General features: G+C 60.3%; 15 protein-coding genes and 2 pseudogenes. 12 read left to right on the top strand and 5 right to left on the bottom strand.

Features of this window, described 5'->3' with window-relative positions:
• Positions 1 to 78: 78 nt before the first annotated feature.
• Together RLEG4DRAFT_RS04375 and RLEG4DRAFT_RS59855 are read left to right on the top strand one after the other, a co-directional pair.
• Complete coding sequence (locus RLEG4DRAFT_RS04375; RefSeq protein ID WP_003575517.1) at positions 79 to 594, top strand: NUDIX hydrolase; 516 nt, start codon at positions 79 to 81, stop codon at positions 592 to 594.
• Between the two features lie 385 nt (positions 595 to 979).
• Positions 980 to 1,163: pseudogene (locus RLEG4DRAFT_RS59855) on the top strand (hypothetical protein); the annotation flags it as partial.
• A 29-nt stretch (positions 1,164 to 1,192) separates the two neighbouring features.
• Here RLEG4DRAFT_RS59855 and RLEG4DRAFT_RS04380 read toward each other — a convergent pair.
• The gene (locus RLEG4DRAFT_RS04380; RefSeq protein ID WP_003575519.1) at positions 1,193 to 2,371 is read right to left on the bottom strand and encodes an MFS transporter; all 1,179 of its coding nucleotides are present in this window, start codon (positions 2,369 to 2,371) and stop codon (positions 1,193 to 1,195) included.
• 494 nt (positions 2,372 to 2,865) lie between these two features.
• On the opposite strand from RLEG4DRAFT_RS04380, the gene RLEG4DRAFT_RS04385 reads away from it, so the two are divergent.
• The 7 genes from RLEG4DRAFT_RS04385 (at position 2,866) to RLEG4DRAFT_RS04420 (ending at position 13,930) form a co-directional block, all read left to right on the top strand.
• Positions 2,866 to 3,627, top strand: a complete 762-nt coding sequence (locus tag RLEG4DRAFT_RS04385) for an ImuA family protein (protein ID WP_003575521.1) — start codon at positions 2,866 to 2,868, stop codon at positions 3,625 to 3,627.
• Positions 3,548 to 5,062, top strand: a complete 1,515-nt coding sequence (locus RLEG4DRAFT_RS04390; protein WP_085061878.1) for a Y-family DNA polymerase — start codon at positions 3,548 to 3,550, stop codon at positions 5,060 to 5,062. Before RLEG4DRAFT_RS04385 ends, RLEG4DRAFT_RS04390 begins: the two co-directional genes overlap by 80 nt.
• Positions 5,062 to 8,325 (top strand): error-prone DNA polymerase, encoded by a 3,264-nt coding sequence (locus tag RLEG4DRAFT_RS04395; protein WP_003575527.1) that lies wholly within the window; start codon positions 5,062 to 5,064, stop codon positions 8,323 to 8,325. Before RLEG4DRAFT_RS04390 ends, RLEG4DRAFT_RS04395 begins: the two co-directional genes overlap by 1 nt.
• A 549-nt stretch (positions 8,326 to 8,874) precedes the next feature.
• On the top strand, positions 8,875 to 9,183 hold the full coding sequence (locus RLEG4DRAFT_RS04400) for a DUF1778 domain-containing protein (protein ID WP_003575529.1): 309 nt from the start codon (positions 8,875 to 8,877) through the stop codon (positions 9,181 to 9,183).
• On the top strand, positions 9,183 to 9,725 hold the full coding sequence (locus tag RLEG4DRAFT_RS04405) for a hypothetical protein (RefSeq protein ID WP_003575531.1): 543 nt from the start codon (positions 9,183 to 9,185) through the stop codon (positions 9,723 to 9,725). Before RLEG4DRAFT_RS04400 ends, RLEG4DRAFT_RS04405 begins: the two co-directional genes overlap by 1 nt.
• 581 nt (positions 9,726 to 10,306) lie before the next feature.
• A complete protein-coding gene (locus RLEG4DRAFT_RS04415) occupies positions 10,307 to 10,687 on the top strand; it encodes a hypothetical protein (RefSeq protein ID WP_037093238.1) in 381 nt (126 codons plus the stop codon).
• A gap of 216 nt (positions 10,688 to 10,903) precedes the next feature.
• Positions 10,904 to 13,930 carry an alpha-mannosidase gene (locus RLEG4DRAFT_RS04420; RefSeq protein WP_003575534.1) on the top strand — a complete coding sequence of 1,009 codons (3,027 nt, stop codon included), beginning with the start codon at positions 10,904 to 10,906 and terminating at the stop codon, positions 13,928 to 13,930.
• A gap of 73 nt (positions 13,931 to 14,003) precedes the next feature.
• On the opposite strand, the gene RLEG4DRAFT_RS04425 is transcribed toward RLEG4DRAFT_RS04420, so the two are convergent.
• A complete protein-coding gene (locus RLEG4DRAFT_RS04425; RefSeq protein ID WP_003575536.1) occupies positions 14,004 to 14,927 on the bottom strand; it encodes a LysR family transcriptional regulator in 924 nt (307 codons plus the stop codon).
• A 157-nt stretch (positions 14,928 to 15,084) separates the two neighbouring features.
• Here RLEG4DRAFT_RS04425 and RLEG4DRAFT_RS04430 point away from each other — a divergent pair, with 157 nt between their 5' ends.
• A complete protein-coding gene (locus RLEG4DRAFT_RS04430; protein WP_003575537.1) occupies positions 15,085 to 15,921 on the top strand; it encodes an alpha/beta hydrolase family protein in 837 nt (278 codons plus the stop codon).
• 4 nt (positions 15,922 to 15,925) lie between these two features.
• Here RLEG4DRAFT_RS04430 and RLEG4DRAFT_RS04435 read toward each other — a convergent pair.
• From RLEG4DRAFT_RS04435 to RLEG4DRAFT_RS04445, 3 genes and pseudogenes are all read right to left on the bottom strand, one after another.
• Positions 15,926 to 16,148: pseudogene (locus RLEG4DRAFT_RS04435) on the bottom strand (TetR family transcriptional regulator); the annotation flags it as partial.
• A 177-nt stretch (positions 16,149 to 16,325) separates the two neighbouring features.
• Positions 16,326 to 16,739: an AAA family ATPase gene (locus tag RLEG4DRAFT_RS04440; protein ID WP_245277929.1), complete on the bottom strand. Its 414-nt coding sequence runs from the start codon at positions 16,737 to 16,739 to the stop codon at positions 16,326 to 16,328.
• 281 nt (positions 16,740 to 17,020) lie between these two features.
• Positions 17,021 to 17,653, bottom strand: coding sequence for a TetR/AcrR family transcriptional regulator (locus tag RLEG4DRAFT_RS04445; protein ID WP_003575540.1), 633 nt, complete (start codon positions 17,651 to 17,653; stop codon positions 17,021 to 17,023).
• A 144-nt stretch (positions 17,654 to 17,797) separates the two neighbouring features.
• Between RLEG4DRAFT_RS04445 and RLEG4DRAFT_RS04450 the strand changes: the two genes are divergently transcribed.
• Together RLEG4DRAFT_RS04450 and RLEG4DRAFT_RS04455 are read left to right on the top strand one after the other, a co-directional pair.
• Positions 17,798 to 20,281: a glycoside hydrolase family 3 C-terminal domain-containing protein gene (locus RLEG4DRAFT_RS04450; protein WP_003575542.1), complete on the top strand. Its 2,484-nt coding sequence runs from the start codon at positions 17,798 to 17,800 to the stop codon at positions 20,279 to 20,281.
• A 582-nt stretch (positions 20,282 to 20,863) separates the two neighbouring features.
• Positions 20,864 to 21,334, top strand: coding sequence for an Hsp20 family protein (locus RLEG4DRAFT_RS04455; protein ID WP_003575544.1), 471 nt, complete (start codon positions 20,864 to 20,866; stop codon positions 21,332 to 21,334).
• Positions 21,335 to 21,345: the final 11 nt, after the last annotated feature.

A 21,345-nucleotide genomic window follows, 5' to 3' on the forward strand; every position in this document is an offset into this window, starting at 1 on the left:
TGAGCTTCACCTTCGCTTTGCCGCCCGGGAGATCAATATGCCTTCAGCCAAAAGCTCAGCCAGCGCGCGGCGGCTAAAATGAATGCCAAGAAAACCAGATCATACCTCAGCCGGTTGGCAGCCGGGGCCGAACAGCTGTTTCGGGGAGAAGCGATGGAGCAGTTTGCCGCTATCTGCTACCGGAGAATTGACGAAAACGCGGTCCAGGTCCTGTTGATCACATCTCGCGACAGCGGCCGCTGGGTCATCCCCAAGGGCTGGCCTATCAGTGCGCTGTCACCGCACCAGGTTGCCGAGCGCGAGGCTTGGGAAGAAGCCGGCGTGATTGGAAAGGCGAAAAAGCGCCCCTTTGGCTACTATACCTATATCAAGACACTCGACACCGGTGAACGAGTTCCGTCCATAGTCCAAGTCCATCTTTTGGAAGCTAAAAAAACGGATGAAAACTTCCCGGAGGAAAAGCAACGAAGCAGCCAATGGCTCTCACCGTTCGAAGCTGCTGGTCTCGTTCGCGAGCCCGAACTTAAAAGCTTGTTAAAGAAGGTCGAAAAGGCGATCGCGAGGTCCCGTCAAGCCGATATTAAGAAGAGCTAAGGTCTCCAAGGGCGCGGGGTGAGCACGTCCGCGCCAGGTAAATGGCGACAACGTCGCTGCCGAGCAGTTGCGTATCGGCTATGGTCCCTGAGCATCGCCCGGCCCGCGTCCGGCAATGGACAGGATCCGCTTTGGTACTAATATCCTGACTGGTTGACTGGCCTGGACCTCGCAGCCTGTTCATCCTGAAGCAGTGCAGCGGCGAGCGCATCTATCATGTGCCGGGCCAGGAGTATTACGAGGCTTCGGGCGAGAGCATTGCTTCGCCGCTTCAGCGGCACTGCCTAGATACAGTCACGCTCTTCAAATTCGCTTGCCGGCCCATCCGAAAGACCGCGCTGCGCCATGAAAGTCATTGACAACGGGCCGGTCGATCGAGGCGCCGAAGGGCATGATGTTCATTACTATCGGGGACGAGACGGGCATCGCCAATGTCTTCGTCTGGCCAAAAACTCGCGCCGGGTGGTGCTCGGCGCCAGCATGATGGCGATCAACGGTAAGATGCGGCGGGAAGGGGAGGTGGTTCACCTCGTCGCGCAGCAGCGTTCGATCTCTGGGCCGATCTGTCCCGGAAACCGGCAGCACAATCTGTCATCTATTAAACGCTCCGGACAGTCGCAACGCTACCGCCGCTGGCGGCCCGGCGCGTCGCAAGCGCCTTGACCGAAAAGAGCGCGTAGATGACCAGCGGAAGGCAGACGAGATAGGAGGTCCTGATGCCTGCATGTTCTGCAATTAAACCGAGCAGCGGCGGCGCCAGGAAAAAGACCACGAAGGTCATCTGGCCGAGAGCGGCGACGTTGAGATGTGCCGCGCGATCAGTGCGCTGGGCCGCCGCCGAGACGGCCAGGGGATAGACCGCGCTGCAGCCGGCGCCCATCAAGGCGAAGCCCGCCAGTGCAACATAGGCATGCGGTGCGCCCCAGACGGCGCAGATGCCGATCGCGGAAAGAACAAGCAGCATCGTGGCGACGGTCCGCGCGCCAAACCGATCAACCAGCGGATCGACGAATAGGCGCGCCAGCGCCATGCAAAAAGTGAAAAGTGTCAATCCCAGTCCGCCGATGAAGGGCTCGACTGAAAACACGTCGCGCATATAGATCGCCGACCAATCGATCCCGGCACCTTCGACGAGAAAGGCGCCGATGCCGATTACGCAGAGCGGCATTAGCCCCCAGGTAGGAAGCGCTAGCAGCGGCGCCTTGCCCTCGTCCAACGTGATCCGCGCTGGCGCATTGCGCATGCCGGCGATCGCCCAGATGCCGATGGCAAGGACCGCGACAAAGGTCACGGCGAGATGTAGCTGCATAGAAATACCGGCTTGGCGCACGACCGAAGAGACAAGCGCCGTGACGAAGAAGCCGAGGCTCCAGAAACCATGGGCTCTGTTCATCACGCCGCGTCCCAGCTGCGCTTCGATGCGGTCGATCTCGACATTGAGATTTATCTCCAGCGCGCCGGCGAGTAGCCCCTCGACGAAAAGCACACAGAACACGGCTGGCGCACCACCGATCCATGGGACAAGCGAAAGCAGCGCAGATGTGCCGAGAACTGTAATAAACGCCGTCGCCCGCGCGCCGAGCGCGGCGATCAAGGGCGAAGACAAAGTCAACGAAATCAAGGCGCCGATCGCAGCCCCTATCAACGTCAACCCGAGTTCGGACTTATCGACGCCAAGCGCAACCTGCAAATCCGGCATCCTCGACAGCAGCGCCCCCAGCGACACGGCGAAGAGAAAGAAGCAGACATAGATCCGCTGCTGCGGCGCAATTTTCATGATGCAACTCCGGGGATTGACGCGTCGAAGCAAAACACGCGCTTTTGGATCTGTGATGAATACCTCACAGGGCAGGAGATCAAAACTTGTTTTTGTGGGCTGCGGCAGACCTGGCGTCTTCCAACCCCTGCGCGCGCTCGACGGGCTTGACCTCAGCGACTTCCATCGGGTTACCCGCCAAACGGGAAATATATTCAATATGCCAGCCTTTTGCTTGCCGCTCAGCTCGCCACAGCGATCGCGCAGTCTATTGATCAAGGTAAGCCACAGGCGCTGCCGCTAGGTCCTAGATCGTTCTAAGGCGCCCGTCGCGGCATGCGAAAAAAATTCCTAATCGGTCCATCGATTTGAATCCGTTCATGGAATCCTTCGCGCCCGCCGCGCGCTCAACTTGCGCGTGCTAAGCGCGCATTGACTCGTTTTCGCTTTGAGAACAAATACAGAACATATGTCACCTCTTTTCAAGTTAAAAACGGTTTGCCGTAAAGGAGATCATGACTACAGCCGTTGCCACTTCGAACGCCGTTCTCGACGAGCTGCGCGAGAAAATCGCCAGCCTGGAAGGAGCAGGTTCGCGCAATCGCAGCGTCCTGCCGTTCGGGATTGGCGAGATCGATGCGCAGCTGCCGGGAGGAGGTTTGGCCCATGGCGCGCTGCATGAAGTCGCTGGCGGCGGAAACGGCGTGATCAACGGCGCGGCCGCGGCCCTTTTCATCGGCGGCATCGCCGCCCGCACCACCGGCAAGGTGGTCTGGTGCCTCACCCGCTTTGATCTGTTCTTTCCAGCGCTCGCCCAGGTCGGGCTTCACCCCGACCGCGTCATCTTCGTCGAGTGCGACAAGGAAGAGACGGTGCTAGCCAGTTTCGAAGAGGCGTTGCGTTATGGCGGTCTCGGCGCCGTCGTCGCCGAACTGGTGCGCCTGCCGATGACGGCATCGCGCCGGCTGCAGCTCGCAGCGGAAAAGTCCGGCACATTGGGCCTGGTGATCCGCCGCTGGCGACGCCAGACCGAAGCCTCCGACTTCGGCATGCCGACCGCTGCGGCAACCCGCTGGAGGATCTCGGTTCTGCCGTCCGAGCCGCTCCCGGTGCCGGGCGTCGGCCGCGCACGCTGGCTGGCGGAGCTGATGCGGGTGAGATCAGGCGAGGGAGGAGAATTTATTATCGGAGCATGTGATGCCCAGGGTCGTATCTGTCTTTCTTCCGACCTTGCCGATCGACAGGATCAGGCGGGCCGATCCTTCGCTCTCTCCTGACACCCCCCTCGTGGTAATCGCGAGGAGCGGCTCGAAGCGATGGATTGCCGCGGCCGACCGGGCAGCGCTCAAACTTGGCCTTCGTATCGGTATGCCGGCCGCCAAGGCGCAGGCGCTGGTTCAGGGCCTGGTGATGATCGATGCCGATCCGGCCGCCGACCTCGCAGCGCTCGAACGGCTGACGCTCTGGGCCTTGTCGCAATACTCCCCCGTGGTTGCCATGGATCCTCCCGACGGCCTCGTCATGGATACCGAAGGCGCTGACCATCTTCAGGGTGGCGAAGATTTGATGCTATCAGGTCTGGTCAATCGCTTCCGTGCCCGCGGTCTCACAGCGCGAGCGGCGATCGCCGACACCTGGGGCGCGGCGCATGCACTTGCCCGGTCCACGGATCGCGAGACGATCATCATCGGCCGCGGCGGGACGGCCAAAGCCGTGCACCATCTGCCGCTGTCGTCATTGCGCCTGCCTGCCGAGATCGTCGCAAGCCTCCGCATACTCGGTTTCGCCACCGTCGGCGATCTGGCGGCCACGCCGCGGGCGCCCCTGACCCTGCGTTTCGGGCCGGAGGTCGGAAGGCGCCTCGACCAGATGTTCGGCCGGCTTGCCGAGCCGATCGATCCGATCCGGACGGCGGATCTCATCGAGGTCCAAAAATCCTTCGCCGAGCCGATCGGGGCACCGGAAACGATCGAGAAGTACGTCAGCCGGCTGGTGCGGCAGCTCTGCCTGGAGCTCGAGAAGCGGGGACTGGGCGTACGGCGTGCCGACCTTATCGTCCATCGCGTCGACAACACGCTTCAATCGCTTCGGGCGGGCACTGCCAAGCCGGTGCGAGACATCGCCTGGCTGACAAAACTCTTCCGCGATCGGATCGAGAAGATAGAGCCTGGCTTCGGCATCGAGAAATTGAGCCTGGCCGCCATTATTGTCGAACCGCTCGTCGACGTGCAGTCTGCCTCCTCCCTGATCGAAGAGCAGGTGACCGATGTGACGCCGCTGATCGACGTGCTTGGGAATCGCGGCGGCCAGCGGATTTTCCGTGTCACGCCAGTGGCAAGCGACGTGCCGGAGCGCAGCGTGCAGCGCATCGCGCCGACTGCCGACGAGGATGGCGCCACCTGGCCGCTCCATTGGCCGAGGCCGTCCCGGCTGCTGCCGCATCCGGAAGCGATTGAGGTGATTGCGCTTCTGCCCGATCATCCGCCGGTCTCATTCACCTGGCGCGGCAAGCGGCGCCGGGTGAAGCGCGCCGATGGCCCGGAGCGGATTTTTGGCGAATGGTGGCAACGCAGCTCCGAATGGGCCGCCGTTCGCGATTATTTTGTCGTCGAGGACGATGCCGGTGAACGCTTCTGGATTTTCCGCTCCGGTGACGGCGTCGAGGCGAACACCGGATCGCGCAAATGGTTTCTGCACGGGGTGTTTGCGTGATGCGCTACGCCGAACTGCAGGTCACCACGCATTTCTCCTTCCTCAGGGGCGCCAGCTCGGCGCAAGAGCTGTTTGCGAGCGCAAAGCTGATGGGTATCGAAGCGCTCGGCATCGTCGACCGCAATAGCCTGGCCGGTATTGTCCGGGCGCTGGAGGCGTCGCGCGCCACCGGCCTGCGACTGGTCGTCGGCTGCCGGCTTGATTTGGCTGACGGCATGTCGATCCTCGTCTATCCCACAGATCGCGCCGCCTATTCCCGGCTGACAAGGCTGTTGACGCTCGGCAAAGGCCGGGGCGGGAAAGCCAAATGCATCCTGCACCTCGATGATGTGGCACTTTACTCGGAGGGATTGATTGGTGTGCTGGTTCCGGACATGCCGGACGAGACCTGCGCCGTGCAGCTGAGGAAGATGGCCGAGGTGTTTGGTGATCGCGCTTATGTCTCGCTCTGTCTGCGCCGCCGTCCGAACGATCAGCTGCGGCTGCATGAGCTGTCGAACCTGGCGGTGAAGCATCGGGTAAAGAGCGTGGTCACCAACGACGTGCTGTTTCATGAGCCCGGCCGGCGGCAGTTGCAGGATGTCGTCACCTGCATCCGCACCGGCACCACCATCGACGATGTCGGCTTCGAGCGCGAGCGGCATGCCGATCGCTTTCTGAAGCCGCCGGAAGAAATGGCGCGCCTGTTCCCGCGTTACCCGGAAGCGCTGGAGCGAACCATGGAAATCGTCGAGCGCTGCAGGTTCTCGCTCGAGGAGCTGATCTATCAGTACCCGGAAGAAGCGCTGATCCCCGGCATGACGGCGCAACAGTCGCTGGAGCACTACACCTGGGAGGGCGTCAAGACGCGCTACCCGGAAGGGCTGCCGGCACATGTCGAAAAGACGATCCGCCACGAACTCGCTCTGATCGAGACGATGAAATACGCTCCCTACTTTTTGACGGTGTTCTCCATAGTCCGTTATGCCCGGTCGCAGGGCATTCTTTGCCAGGGCAGGGGATCTGCAGCCAATTCCGCGGTTTGTTACGTGCTCGGCATTACCTCGATCGACCCCGAAACAAATGACCTTCTCTTCGAAAGGTTCGTCTCCCAGGAGCGCGACGAGCCGCCCGACATCGATGTCGACTTCGAGCATGAGCGGCGGGAGGAGGTGATCCAGTGGATCTACACGACCTACGGCCATAACAAGGCTGCACTTTGCTCGACGGTCACACGCTACCGCGCCAAGGGCGCCATTCGGGACGTCGGCAAGGCGTTGGATCTGCCCGAGGATCTGATCAAGGCGCTTTCCTCCGGCATCTGGTCCTGGTCGGAAACGGTCGGCGAGAGCCAAGTACGCGGCCTCGGCCTCAATCCCGAGGACAGACGTCTCGCTTTAACGCTTACACTTGCCCAGCAGCTGATGGGAGCGCCGCGGCATCTCGGCCAGCATCCCGGCGGCTTCGTTCTGACCCGCGACAGGCTGGACCACCTGGTGCCGATCGAACCGGCGGCGATGGTCGACCGCCAGGTCATCGAATGGGACAAGGATGACGTCGAGGCGCTCAAAATGATGAAGGTCGATGTCCTGGCGCTCGGCATGCTGACCTGTATGGCCAAGGCCTTCGCCTTCATCGGCGAGCACAAACATCAGGATCTCGATCTCGCGGCGATCCCGCAGGAGGATCCCCCGACCTATGCGATGATCCAAAAGGCCGACACCTTGGGGACGTTTCAGATCGAAAGCCGCGCCCAGATGTCGATGCTGCCGCGCATGAAACCGAACACCTTCTACGACCTCGTCATCCAGGTGGCGATCGTCCGCCCCGGGCCGATCCAGGGCGACATGGTCCATCCCTATCTCCGCCGGCGCGAAGGCAAGGAGAAGGTGGAGTACCCGACACCCGAACTGGAGGCGGTCCTTCACAAGACCTTGGGCGTGCCATTGTTTCAGGAATCGGCGATGAAGGTGGCGATGGTCTGTGCGGGGTTCACCGGCGGCGAGGCCGACCAACTTCGGAAATCCATGGCCACCTTCAAGTTTACCGGCGGGGTCTCGCGATTCCAGGACAAGCTCGTATCGGGGATGGTCCGGAACGGCTATCCAAGAGAGTTCGCCGAAAAGACATTCAAGCAACTGGAGGGTTTTGGCTCCTACGGGTTCCCCGAAAGCCATGCCGCATCCTTCGCGCTGATTGCCTACGCCTCCAACTATTTGAAGTGCCATTTTCCCGACGTCTTCTGCGCGGCGCTCTTAAACTCGCAGCCCATGGGCTTTTACGCCCCGGCGCAAATTGTCGCCGATGCCAGGAAGCACGGCGTGGAAATCCGCCCGATCTGTATCAACCGCTCGCGCTGGGACTGCACGCTCGAGGAGGTGGAGAGTACCGGCCGGCATGCGGTGCGGCTCGGCATGCGCCTGGTGCGGGGATTGGCGACCGCCGACGCGGCGCGTATCGTCGCCGCGCGCGCCGACGAACCCTTCACCTCGGTGGACGACATCTGGCGGCGGTCCGGGGTGCCGGTTGCCTCTCTCGTCGAGCTTGCCGAAGCCGATGCCTTCCTGCCCTCATTTCAGCTCGAGCGAAGGGATGCACTCTGGGCGATCAAGGCGCTGCGCGACGAGCCTCTGCCGCTATTCACCGCCGCGGCGGAACGCGAGGCGCGGGCGATTGCCGAGCAGCAGGAGCCGGAGGTCGAACTGCGGCAGATGACCGAAGGGCACAACGTCGTCGAGGATTACAGCCATACCGGCATGACACTCCGGCAGCACCCGTTGCAATTCCTGCGGGGCGGCTTGACCAAACGCCGGATCGTCGCCTGTGCCGAGGCAATGACGGCGCGTGACGGGCAATGGCTGATGGCGGCCGGCCTGGTGCTGGTGCGGCAACGACCGGGGTCGGCGAAGGGCGTGATGTTCATCACTATCGAAGACGAGACTGGTATTGCCAATGTCGTCGTCTGGCCAAAACTGTTCGAGCGCTCGCGCCCCGTGGTGCTCGGCGCCAGCATGATGGCGATCAACGGTCGGATCCAGCGGGAAGGGGAAGTGGTTCACCTCGTCGCCCAGCAGCTATTCGATCTCTCGGCCGATCTGTCGGGTCTTGCCGGGCGCGACGGCGCATTCCATCCGCCGACTGGTCGCGGCGATGAGTTCGCCCATGGCTCACCCGGCAGCCCGGATTCACGCGAAAAAGCGCCTCCAGGGGTTCGGGCCAGGGATCTGTTCCTGCCAGATCTCCATATCGATACGTTGAAGATCAAGAGCAGGAATTTTCAGTGATGCTTCGGGCAAACGAATGGGTGCGCGGTTCAATTCCTCTCAGCCGCAAGATCGAAGCGGGAGATTATTTAAGAGGGCTTATCTTAGCGCCCTCCTTATTTAAATAAAGTGCACGGGGTTTAAATAGCGGCTCAAAACCGTACTCGCGCGATGTCTGACTCCGAACCTAATCAGCGTGGCCGCTTCGTCGAGACGTCCGTTGCGGACGAATGGGTGCGGGCATTCGTGCCTTCGCGGTTCATCCATGACCTTTTCCAGCAAATCCGTTTTTGACCGCCGGACAGCTCGCCCAACAGACAGTCCTATCCGCGCAAACCGTAAATGCAGCGTTGACTGACTTAGCTAGTACGTTCGGTATCTCGACGGGCGTGCCTCAACCGACGATGAGCCGGTGGCGTTCACCAAGATGTGCCTGCAGGAACCAAGGACGTTGCGCAACGTTTCGTGCCAGTACGCACACCCGACGTACAAAATCCATACATCAACTTGACGGGTACGTCATTTGGACGTACAGATAGCCACACTGTTACACCAGAATAGGAGGCGAGTATGCTTGCTTTCAAGGACATGACTGCCGAAATCGATGAACCAAACGACGCACGTATGGGCTTCCGTACAAAGGCCCGCATCAAGGCGGCAATCCAACGCGCTGCTGCGCTGTCCGGTGTAGACGACTCTGCTTTTACGATCAACGCTGCTTATCAATCCGCTATGACGACGATTGCCGCTCATGAACGGACCCTTTTACAGCCAGCCGATCATGCTGCGTTTTTTGCTGCACTGGACAACCCGCCAGAGCCGACAGATAGCCTTAAGGCTGCTTTCAAGCGTCACAGCGAGGCTGTCGTTTCAAAATAATGCCGCAAAACGAAGCGCCAAAGCCAATCATCGAGCCGCTCGATCCCTCAAAACATGATCGGGCGGCTTTTTCTTGCGGTATTGAGCAGGTAGACAACTTCTTTCAAAAGACTGCAAACAAGCTTCAGAAGGGCGACAATCTTCGTGTTTTCGTGATGACGCAAGACGGAGGCCCGGTGATGGGCTTCTACGCAATCAATAGTCACGCTATTGACTTTACAGATCTCCCGAAAAGGTTCGCGCGCGACCGGCCCGGTCATGGGTCAATTCCCGCGGCCTACATCTCAATGATCGGCCGCGACTTGAAATTCGCTGGTGAGGGATATGGCGGCGACCTGCTGATCGACTGCTTGACACGAATAGCGCGTATTTCGGATGAAATAGGTACGGCAATCGTCATGCTTGATGTTCTGGATTGCGGTGATACAGAGCGAACCGAAAGACGACTAAAGCTTTACAGAGAGTACGGCTTCCAGCCTCTGCCGACAAACCCGATGCGGATGTTCATTCCAATCGCTACGATCAAAAAGATGTTCGACTAAACCCCGCCCCTAATGGAGCTCTCGACCACTTTGCCGTAATGATTTCGTAATAAGTTTAGAAGGTGAAGGTATCGTCGAGTTCAATGTGCAGATCAATTGTGCGAAGCCAAGCCATTTCGGAACGCACGACAGCAAGAACTTCGGCGCCAGCATTTAGCTCGCGCCGTAAGGGCTGTTTTCTCAATGCCTTGAGAAATGGGGGTGAGAGCTTTTGGCTCGTATCCCGTGACGGAGGGGTGAATTGGGGCTGTGTCTCCACACGGGGCGCGGTTTCGTCAGCATGGCGCAACCAGACCATGCCGCCTACCCTCTTTGCCATGGGAGTCGACGACGCTTTACCGCTCACGCATCTCAGAATCTTGCCCGTTACTCGCGAACCGAGGCTGGAGGGAAGGGGCCAGCCGGACGTTGCGAGCTGCGCGATGGCGCAAAGGTCGTCATGACGGGGCGGTCGGTGACGCGCCATGGCCCCCATCGCCCTCCAGGATCTAGGGGCGAGGTCGATATTAGCCGCGTGGTTCGATCGACAGAACCCATTGGCTCCGCTGCGATTATGATGGATGCCAATGGCCGCAACATGATTGCGGTTGCAACAGGTGCCAATCTCGTCGCGCAATCTGATTGTGTTGAAGATGAGCTGCTTCGATGCGACTTACGTCCTGATGCCGATAGAGAACCACGCTGCTCAGATCGAAAATCTAATCAAACGAGTTTCCAGCCATCCGGCGATCCTTAATCTCGCGCCTGCCTACCGACTGGATCGCGGCCGCGTCAAAGTGCACCAGGTTGGGCGATATCCTCCCAATGTCGGAATCGCGGCGAAAACGGTGCGCGACATCGCAAAACGCGATGCCGAGTACGGCTTGCGGGGCGTGGCGTCAATGAGAAGAATCTCACGCTCGATTTTTGCCAGATGCTTCGCGACGAGCTCTATGAGCGCGTTCGCCGTGACGAGTGCGTAACCGTTGTCCTAACGTGTGAGTCTGATAAGAGCCTTCCAAGTCATGATCGGCCCGGATGGCTTTGACTTCCTGGCCTTGACTGCAAATCAAAGTTACTTAATCTAAGCATCGGCAGGACCGCTGGGAGGAGGGCCGCTTCGCAATATGTCGCACCATCTTCATCTCCCATAGTCATGACTGCGGATCATCTCTCGCTGATTTTCAATAGGATAAGCCATGCCTCTCACCGTTGCCCAACGCCTCGATCGCCTGAAAGTCCGCATCGCCGAGGTGGCGCATTGGCGGGATCGGCAAAGTTCTGTGATCGATGGATGGACATTCGAGGGTGAGCCGATCGGTCATCTTCAGGATTGGCCGCATCGCCAGGGTGTCGTGCATTTTGCCGTAAGGGCCGAGGCGCCGGATGCTTGGCCGCTCGAGGATATCCGCCTGCAGCTCGATCTCGGCGGCGAAAGCCTGATCACGCTGAGCTATCCCGGCGGCGACACGGAGACATTCGGTCTCGATCCCTATCACCAGGAATTCCCGGTCATTGGTCGCCGCTTCAAGATTATGACGGAAAGCGTCGCCCGCTTTCCGTTCGGCGAGCCGAACCGGGCGCCGCGGCTGAACAGGGCCCGGTTCATCTTGCTCGACCGCCCGGCCCATCGCCTGCATCTTCTGCTGAAGCAGGTTGCCGAGGCGATCGATGTGCTGGGCGAGCATGAAGTCGTGCCTCATTTGATGGAGGCTGCCGAGCAAACATTACGCAGCCTCGATTGGCCGTCGGATACGGCGGCTTACATCTCCCGCACCTCCGGCGCCGTGATGCAACAGAAGATCTGGGAGTTGCCGGAGCTTCAGGCAAATCCGGCGGGCTTGACGGATGAGCAGAGCGCCTCGGCTGACACGGCCTTCGAAGCGCTGACAGCGCGGCTGAAGGAACTGCAGAAGCGCTTTCCGCCGAACGGCGAATTGCTGCTGACCGGTCATGCCCATATCGACCTCGCCTGGCTTTGGCCTTATCGCGAGACGCGGCGCAAGATGCGGCGCACCTTCAACACGGCGCTGTCACTGATGGAGCGCTCCGACGATTTCCGCTTCAATCAGTCGACCGCCCATTATTACGCACAGATGGAAGAGGAAGACCCGAAGCTTCTGGAACGCATCAAAGAGAAGGTCGCGGAAGGAAAGTGGGAAACCGTCGGCGGCATGTGGGTGGAGCCTGACACCAACATGCCGACCGGCGAAAGCCTCGTCCGACAGATTCTTTATGGCCAACGCTATTTCGAAAAGACCTTCGGCACGCGCCATACCGTGTGCTGGCTGCCGGATTGCTTCGGTTTCTCCGGTGCGCTGCCGCAGATCTTGAGACAGGGCGGCATCGACAGCTTCTTCACCATCAAGGTCAATTGGAGCGAGACCAATCATATTCCTTCCGACCTCTTCTGGTGGCGGGGCCTCGACGGCAGCCAGGTGCTGACCCACACCTTCGACAATCCGATGCAGGGTTATAACGGCTTTGTGCAGGCCGACTGCTATGTGCCGACATGGAAGAATTTCCGCGGCAAGGTGCAGCATGACACCTCGCTTCTAGCCGTCGGTTACGGCGACGGCGGCGGCGGTGTGACGCCGGAGATGGTGGAGCGCGAAGTGCAGCTGCGCGATTTCCCCGCCATCCCGCAGGCGCGCTGGGGCACGGTCAAAAGCTTCTACGAAAAGGCTCATCAGACCGCTGGGGAAAAGAACCTTCCGGTCTGGGACGGCGAAATCTATCTCGAACTGCACCGAGCGACGCTGACGTCGCAAAGCGGCGTCAAGCGCAAGCACCGCCAGGCGGAGCGTGCGCTGATCACTACTGAGACCATCGGGTGTCTTGCCCATATGCTTGGCGCCGAAAAACCGAAAAGCCTCGAAGCGGACTGGCGCGTGGTGCTGAAGAATGAGTTCCACGACATCCTGCCGGGATCGAGCATCCGCGAAGTCTATCAGGATGCGGAGCAGGAACTGGGCGGGGTCATCGATCATGCCAAGGCCGAGCAGGCAAGCGTATTGCAGGCGCTGTCGGCCAATCTGCCGAAGGGTGGAGTTGCCGATGCGCTTGTTATCGTCAATCCCTCGCTTGCGCCGCGGCCTGTGAGCGCCACACTTGCCGACGGCACGGTAGTTGCGGCCGCCGATATCGTCGCCCCTCTGTCCGTTGCGGTCTTCGACAGGCAGGCGCTGCAGCCGGCGGGCGGATTGAACGCAAGCCCCGACCGCCTCGAAAACGACCATCTGAGCGTCGTGATCGGAAAGGACGGGGCGGTTGCCAGCCTGATTCACAAGGCGACGGGCCGTGAAGCGGTCGACGGTTCGGCAAACCAGCTCTGGGTCTATCCGGCCGACAAGCCGCGCAATTGGGACGCCTGGGATATCGATGCCGATTATGACGAAAAGGCCATCCGTCTCGAGGCGCCGGAAAGCATCTCTCTCATCGAAAGCGGCCCGCACCGCGCGGCGATCCGCGTCGTCCATCGATACCGTAATTCGAGCGTCACGCAGACCTATGTGCTCAGTGCCAACGCCCGCCGGCTCGACATCGAGACGACGATCGACTGGCATGACCGCCGCACCCTGCTGCGCACCCTGAACCCGGTCGATGTCAGAGCCCGAAAGGCGACGTTCGAATGCGCCTTCGGCATCGTCGAGCGGGCAACGCACACGAACACTTCCTGGGAGCAGGCAATGTTCGAGGCTGTCGCCCATCGATTCGTCGATTTCAGCGAGCCGGGTTTCGGCGTTGCGCTCCTCAACAATGCCAAATACGGCCATAGCGCCCGCGGCAATGTGATCGGCATGAGCCTGGTGCGCGGGCCGATCTATCCGGATCCGCTGGCCGACGAAGGCGAGCAGAGCTTCACCTATGCGCTGATGCCGCATGAAGGCGCCTGGCATGAAGGCGGCGTGCTTGATGAGGCGATCGATCTCAATCAGCCGCTTGTCGCGGCGGAAGCCAAGGGCCTTTCCACGGGCGCTTTCGCGCCGCTCGCCGTCAACGGTACTCCCGTCGCCTTTTCTGGCCTGAAACCGGCGGAAGAGGGCGACGGCCTCATACTGCGTCTTTACGAACCGGCCGGCCGGCGCGGCCGCCTATCCCTTGCCCTGCCCTCGGGATGGAGGGCATCGCAGCCGCTCAACATTCTCGAAGAGCCGATGGAGCGGAGAGGTCCTGCCGACATCATGCCATTTGAGATCCTGACCTGGAAGTTGCAGAAGGCCTGACGCCATCTACGCCGAGGCGTAGTGATCCGCCTCGGCGCCAGTATTCGACCAGCCGTTGGAGCGCCGTTGTGGATCACTTTGAGGCGTTTGACGCCGGTCGAAACGCGCAGGATCGGGCCGCAAAGTTTTCGACCACGAAATCCACGAAAGTCCGGACTTTCGGTGAAAGCTGACGGTTGGATGGCCACACGAGAGAGAGCGAGCCGAAGGGCGCCATAAAGGCGGTGAGGACGGGGGTCAAAGTGCCGGCTCGGATGTGTAGCTCTGCGACATAGACGGGCAGATGCGCGAGCCCCAAACCATCCTGTGCCGCTCTCAGCCCTGCGTCGGTATTGTTGAAGGTCAGGCTTCTCGGCAAAAGCAGCCGCTCATATGGTGGGCGGAATGCCCATGGCGCGATGCGGCCGCTGGATGGATATTTGAAGTGAATGCAGGCGTGCCGAGTGAGTTCATCAGGCGTCTCGGGTCCTGCATGGCGCTCGAAATAATCGGGACTGCCGCAAATGACGAAATGCTGTTCGCCGAGATGGCGGGCGATCAGCCGTCCGTCGGCAAGCTCGCCGCTGCGCACGACGACATCCAGGCCCTCCGCGATGAGGTCTATGACCTTGTCTTCGAAATCGATGTCCAGTTCGATCTCCGGAAATCGCTCGGCAAAGATGGGCAGGATCGGCATCAGAAGATGATGCCCGACGATATGGGGAACACTGATCCGCAGGCGTCCCGTCGGGCGTTCCCGGCTTTGCAAGATGGTTGCCTCGGCGTCCTTCATGTCATCGATGATGTGTTTATAGCGCTCGTAGAGGACCGCTCCTTCCGCAGTCAGGCTGATGCTGCGCGTCGTGCGGTTGAAGAGCCGCACGCTCAGCCGGCTTTCGAGACGCGCGATCGCTTTTCCGATCGCGGAGGGCGAAACTCCAGAGATGCGCGCTGCTCCGACATAGCTCTGCTGTTCGGCGGCGTAAACGAATGCAAAAACGCTTGCGAGGCTTTCCACACAGGCACCGGATTAGAGAAATTTTGTCCTTTATGTAAGGCCATAAGCAGCCATTGCTCAATATTGCGTAGGAAATATCCTTTGTTTTCGGAGCCGCAGATGTGGCGCGATGCGCCGCCGGCGAACGGTGTCTGCAAATATCAAAGGAATAAGTGGCATGCGGGACTTTGCAAAAGAATTGCCCGAGCACACGGCAAAATACATCGGAGAGAACGACCTATTTCTGGAGGTCTTTGACGGGAACAACAGTTCAGGACAGTTCGCCCGTCCGCCTCTGCTCTTCGTTCATGGCGCCTTCACCGGAAGCTGGATGTGGAGCAAGTACATTCCTCACTTCATATCCGCTGGATGGAATTCCTACTGTCTCAACTTGCGCGGCCACTACAAAAGCAGATCGGTCGATTTGACCAAGGTCGAATTTGAGGATTACCTGGCCGACATCCGGCAGGCGATCTTAGAAATCGTCGGGGAATGTGCAGTCCCACCTGTTGTGATCGGCTTCAGCATGGGAGGGATCCTCAGCCAGAAACTGGCGGAAAGCGTTAGGATTGCCGGGCTGGTGCTGATCGATTCCAGCATCTGCAGGGAAGTGCATGACGAGGTGCCGTATCCCACCATTGTCCCACCAACGCCCGGCCTCGTTGTGCCGGCGCCGGTGCGCGGCGAGCAAGGCAGCGTGGATGAAACGCTCGACGATATCGAATTCCAGCGGAAGTACCTGTCGATGGAATCAGCAAAGGCATTCGCTGCATTTTCCTTTCATTTCGGGGCGGAGGGGATTTCCATCGAAAGCGGGAAGATCACCTGCCCCAGCCTGGTCATCGCAGCCGTCAATACTGAGGCCGATGATCGTCGCGGCCGGGCGACCGCGCGGCATATCGGCGGCGCGTACTTGGGTCTTCAGGGGACGACACATACGGGTTTGCTGGTAGGGCAACGCTATTGCGAGGTCGTAAGCCGCATCATGGCGTGGTTGGCGCGCTTTGAAGAATGATCCATCAGCCCTTCAAACCGAGGCTCGCCAGCAGCCGGCCAACATAGGCTTCCATGCTGCCGACCATATCGACGCGAGCGGGATCGCGCAGCCAGAGCATCTGCAGGCCGTCCATCACGGCGATCAACCATCGCCTCGCCTTCGATCTTGGCGTCGATCGTGCCATCGGCGATCGCCCGTTCAAAGGTCGCGGCGACGTCGGTATGCATCGGGGTGGCGCGGACCAGATCTGCTAGCGGACGAGGCGGCGTGCATCGCATACCTCGCGGAGGCTTTTCGAATACAACAATGAGCTGCTCGCTCATGGCATCAGCCGGATCTTTGGCCTCGCGAGTGCGATTCTCTTTATCCGCCAGCCTTCGAATTGACAGGGTCCCTGGCCGCTGCGTCGCGGGTGAAATTAGCTAGCGAATAATTTGAATACTATCAATATTGTCCGCCGACACTTCCAATCCGTCGACAGGCTGCATTTCAAGATAGGCGATGCGGCCGGCCAACGTTTCGCCAGCCTGTTTGAGAAGATCGATGGAAGCCGAGCCGAGCAGCAGGAACTGGCCCGCGCGCCGTCCGGCTCGGCGGTTGCGATCGATCAAACCACGCAGGCCCTGGAACACGTTCGGCAGACGGTGAACCTCATCGAGGATGACCAGTTTGTCGTCATGACTCGCGAGATAGAGCTCCGGGTCCGACAGCTTAGTCCGGTCTGCCTCCGATTCCAGATCGAGATAAATGGAGGGCCGGGTTTTGCCGATATCGATGGCCAGCGTTGTCTTGCCAACCTGACGAGGGCCAAGCAGCGACAACGGCAGGGCTCTCATCAACAAGATCTAGGAGTTTGGCTTTTATTCTGCGCTCAATCATCCTTGCATTTATGGATCTTTATTCCAGAATTGCAAGGCGAGCGCCTTCCGGAAGTGACCCTGCGATTTTAATGTATTCCTTAGGGCGCTCTATCCGGGCGATTGCGACATATATCCACTGGCCGACAACGGACCCATCACCGGCTCACCGATGCGGCTCGGGTTCGCGGGCTAAGCGCAGTGCCGGCAGCCAGCCCTTCGTGCCACATCGGCTGAGGTGACGTCCCACAACGGATTGCTTAGTCTAAACCGAGGCTCGCCAGCAGCCGACCAACATAGGCTTCCATGCTGCCGACCATATCGAAGCGAGCGGGATCGCGCAGCCAGAGCATCTGCAGGCCGTCCATCACGGCGATTAACTCGGCCGCCATCGCCTCGCCGTCGATCTTGGCGTTGATCGTGCCATCGGCAATCGCCCGTTCGAATGTCGCGGCGACGTCGGTCTGCATCTGGGTGGCGCGGGCCAGAAACCAGGCTTTGGCGGGGTGGTCCTTCATCAGGCTTTCGGCATTCAGGATGGCGAAGGCCCTGACGACCTCGATCATTTCGGCGTTGCGGCGGAAGATCGCGACCATACCCTTGAGCAGGCCGCTGAGATCAGAGCGATAATGACCGATGAAATCAGCACTTTCGAGATCGCGTTGTGCGAGGATCGCCAGCAGCAGATCGACTTTTGTGGGAAAGTGGTGCAGCAGCCCGGGTAATGAAAGGCCGACATCGCGGGCGATATCGGCGATCGCAGCGTTTTGATAGCCATCCTCGGCAAAGCGCCGCATCGCCGCCGTAAGGATTTCCGCGCGGCGGGTCTCGCCTTTGCGGGATCGGCGCCGTCGTTTCTCCTCTCCGGTCTTCTGTTCTGCCAATTCTGCCATCGTCTCTTATCTGCCTCCCGGAGCGCCGATCGGCGGGCCCTCGGCCGTTTTCCCATGCTCTCCATCCATACATCAGGCTTCCCCGATTGACATCTTAAAAATACCGAGTAATCGGTAGGTTTAAGGATTTCTTGGGAGGTTTGCATGATCGATTCCATTCTCGACCAGATGACGCTCGAGGAGCAGGTCTCACTGCTATCCGGCGCTGATTTCTGGACGACCGTTCCCGTCGAGCGCCTCGGCGTGCCGAAGATCAAGGTGACGGACGGCCCGAACGGCGCGCGTGGCGCCGGTTCACTGGTTGCCGGCGTCAAGGCGACCTGCTTTCCCGTCGGCATCGCGCTCGGTGCCACCTGGAATCCCGACCTCGTCGGCCAAATGGGCGCAGCCCTTGCGCGTCAGGCAAAGAGCAAGGGTGCCGCGGTGCTGCTCGCGCCGACGGTGAATATCCATCGTTCCGGCCTCAACGGCCGCAATTTCGAATGTTATTCCGAAGATCCGATGCTGACCGCCGAATTGGCCGTCGCCTATATCGCCGGCGTTCAGCGCGAGGGGATCGCGGCGACGATCAAGCACTTTGCCGGTAATGAATCCGAAATCGAGCGGCAGACCATGTCGTCCGATATCGACGAGCGGACGCTGCGTGAAATCTATCTGCCGCCCTTCGAACAGGCTGTGCGCCGCGCCGGCCTGATGGCCGTCATGTCCTCCTATAACCGCCTCAACGGCACCTATACGAGCGAGCACCACTGGCTGCTGACCAAGGTGCTGCGCGAGGAATGGGGTTTTGACGGTATCGTCATGTCGGACTGGTTCGGCTCGCATTCGACTGAAGAGACGATCAATGCCGGTCTCGATCTTGAAATGCCGGGCCCGGCGCGCGATCGCGGCGAGAAGCTGGTTGCGGCCGTGCGTGAGGGCAAGGTGGAGGCCGCCACGGTGCGGGCGGCGGCACGGCGCATGCTGCTGCTGCTCGAGCGGGTCGGCGCATTCGAGAATAAACCCGACCTCACCGAGCGGGCGATCGATCTGCCGGAAGACCGCGCGCTGATCCGGCGCCTCGGCGCGGAAGGCGCGGTGCTCCTCAAGAATGACGGCATCCTGCCGCTTGCCAAGACCTCGCTCGACCGCATTGCCGTCATCGGCCCCAATGCGGCAAGTGCGCGCGTGATGGGCGGCGGCAGTGCGCAGATCGCGGCGCATTATACGGTGAGCCCGCTCGACGGCATTCGCGCCGCGCTCTCCAATGCCAACAGCATCAGCCATGCCGTCGGCTGCCGCCACAACCGGCTGATCGATGTGTTCAAGGGAAAGATCACGGTCGAATATTTCAAGGGCCGAGGCTGTGAGGGTCAGCCGCTTCATGTCGAGACCGTCGACAAGGGCGAGTTCTTCTGGTTCGAGCTGCCGTCGAACGATCTTGACCCTGCCGATTTTTCGGCGAGGATGACCATGCAATTCGTGCCGGAGGAGAGCGGCGATCATGTCTTCGGCATGATCAATGCCGGCTTGGCGCGGCTCTTCGTCGACGGTGCGCTGACGGTCGACGGCCATGATGGCTGGACGCGCGGCGAAAACTATTTCGGCACCGCCAATGACGAACAACGCGGCGCGCTAGCGCTCGAAGCCGAACGGGCCTACGAGATCGCGGTCGAATATGAGCCGTCAATCGCGAGCGGGGCGGGGATCAACCTTATCGCCGTTCGGTTCGGTGTCGAAAAGCCGCTCGGCGAGGCCGATATCGAGGCTGCCGTCGAGACGGCCCGCAATGCCGATGTGGCGCTTCTCTTCGTCGGCCGTGACGGCGAATGGGACACCGAGGGGCTTGATTTGCCCGATATGCGACTTCCAGGGAGGCAGGAGGAACTGATCGAGCGGGTGGCTGCCGCCAACGCCAACACCGTCGTCGTGCTGCAGACTGGCGGCCCCGTGGAAATGCCCTGGCTCGGCAAGGTCCGCGCCCTGCTGCAGATCTGGTATCCCGGCCAGGAACTCGGCAATGCCGTTGCCGATGTCTTGTTCGGCGATGTCGAACCGGGTGGACGCCTGCCGCAGACCTTCCCGAAGGCGCTAGCCGACAATTCCGCCATTTCAGATGATCCGGCCATCTATCCCGGCAAAGATGGGCATGTGCGTTATGCCGAAGGGGTCTTCGTCGGCTATCGTCATCACGATGCCCGCGCCGTCGAGCCGCTCTTCCCCTTCGGCTTCGGTCTTGGTTATACCCGCTTTAGCTGGGGCGAGCCGCGGCTATCGGCCGGCGAAATGGGACCTGAAGGTATCACTGTGAGCGTCGACCTGACCAATATCGGTGAACGGGCGGGGTCCGAACTGGTGCAGCTCTATGTGCGTTCGCCGAAGACCAAAGTGGAACGGCCTGACAAGGAACTGCGCGCCTTCGCAAAGCTTTCGCTGCAGCCTGGAGAGACCGGAACGGCGGTGATGAAGATCCTGCCGCGCGATCTCGCTTATTTCGATGTCGAGGCCAGCGCCTTCCGCGCCGAAGCCGGCGACTACCAACTGGTCGTGGCGGCGAATGCGGCGGATATCAGGTTCATCATCGACCTGCCGTCGCCATCCGGTTATGTGCTTCCGCCTTCGCACCAAGCGACTAGCCTCATCAGATAAACCGCTAGGCTGCTCGTCGCCATCGACAAGCCTCGCGCTCGACGAAGCAAGTCGAGCGCGACTGATCGCTGCACTTGAGTTTAAACGGCGCGAACCCTTGAAGCCATCCAGACACGCGCCCGCCGAAGTCCTTTCCCGAGGATGTCTGTCGGACCGTCCCCGCCATCCGAGGCTTTGAGCGCAACGAGGATGTCGGCATAACGAACCGGAGACGGCACACCAGGCGGCTGCCGCAGTCCCGGAGCGGACTACACCGAATAGAAGGTGCGAGGCAGGCGCGCCTCGACGACATTATCAATAATGGTCGTGGTAGTGCTTTTGCTGGTCATGAGAACGTCTTCCAAAACCTTCCACACAAGCGAAGGACATCTTCAGGCACCATCCGATTTAGGTGAAGGAAAACATCGTTCAAGCGGCCCTGAACCGTCCTTCGAGACAAAGGCAAATTTTTTTGAACCTCCTCTTGAATCGAAAATCACGCGAAACCAGATGATTTTCGTCGGCAGCGCAAAGGCGGGCCGACCCGACCGGAGACGCGGTTTTGCCCGCGTCTCTCCATGTTGCTTTACGGAGGATATGGCTATGAGAAACGAACTTGACTTCACACCCCTTTATCGGTCGAGCATCGGCTTCGACCGGGTGTTCAATCTCCTGAACAATGCGCAACGGCTGCAGACGCTCGAGACTTGGCCGCCCTATGACATCGTCAAGACCAGCGAAGACGACTATCGCATCGAGATGGCGGTTGCCGGTTTCGCCGAGGGCGACCTCGACATCGCCCAGGAGCGGAACGTGCTTGTGGTAAAAGGCCAGAAGACCGAAGAAAAGGATGGCGAATACCTGCATCGGGGCATCGCCGGGCGTGCGTTTGAACGCCGCTTCGAACTCGCTGATCACGTCAGGGTCGAGAACGCGTCATTGACCAACAGTATTCTCGTGATCGCGCTGAAGCGTGAGGTGCCGGAAGCGATGAAGCCCCGCAAAATCGCCATTGGAGACGGCTCCTTTCAGCAGACACCTCTGCAGATTGAAGCCGAGCGTCAGGTGGCTTAAGGAGCGCTTGT

The organism is Rhizobium leguminosarum bv. trifolii WSM2297 (genome assembly GCF_000271845.1).

Coding starts and splice junctions, on each gene's coding strand:
- RLEG4DRAFT_RS04375 (WP_003575517.1), top strand. CDS start 79: ATGAATGCCAAGAAAACCAGATCATACCTCAGCCGGTTGGCAGCCGGG.
- RLEG4DRAFT_RS04380 (WP_003575519.1), bottom strand. CDS start 2,371: ATGAAAATTGCGCCGCAGCAGCGGATCTATGTCTGCTTCTTTCTCTTC.
- RLEG4DRAFT_RS04385 (WP_003575521.1), top strand. CDS start 2,866: ATGACTACAGCCGTTGCCACTTCGAACGCCGTTCTCGACGAGCTGCGC.
- RLEG4DRAFT_RS04390 (WP_085061878.1), top strand. CDS start 3,548: ATGCCCAGGGTCGTATCTGTCTTTCTTCCGACCTTGCCGATCGACAGG.
- RLEG4DRAFT_RS04395 (WP_003575527.1), top strand. CDS start 5,062: ATGCGCTACGCCGAACTGCAGGTCACCACGCATTTCTCCTTCCTCAGG.
- RLEG4DRAFT_RS04400 (WP_003575529.1), top strand. CDS start 8,875: ATGCTTGCTTTCAAGGACATGACTGCCGAAATCGATGAACCAAACGAC.
- RLEG4DRAFT_RS04405 (WP_003575531.1), top strand. CDS start 9,183: ATGCCGCAAAACGAAGCGCCAAAGCCAATCATCGAGCCGCTCGATCCC.
- RLEG4DRAFT_RS04420 (WP_003575534.1), top strand. CDS start 10,904: ATGCCTCTCACCGTTGCCCAACGCCTCGATCGCCTGAAAGTCCGCATC.
- RLEG4DRAFT_RS04430 (WP_003575537.1), top strand. CDS start 15,085: ATGCGGGACTTTGCAAAAGAATTGCCCGAGCACACGGCAAAATACATC.
- RLEG4DRAFT_RS04440 (WP_245277929.1), bottom strand. CDS start 16,739: ATGAGAGCCCTGCCGTTGTCGCTGCTTGGCCCTCGTCAGGTTGGCAAG.
- RLEG4DRAFT_RS04445 (WP_003575540.1), bottom strand. CDS start 17,653: ATGGCAGAATTGGCAGAACAGAAGACCGGAGAGGAGAAACGACGGCGC.
- RLEG4DRAFT_RS04450 (WP_003575542.1), top strand. CDS start 17,798: ATGATCGATTCCATTCTCGACCAGATGACGCTCGAGGAGCAGGTCTCA.
- RLEG4DRAFT_RS04455 (WP_003575544.1), top strand. CDS start 20,864: ATGAGAAACGAACTTGACTTCACACCCCTTTATCGGTCGAGCATCGGC.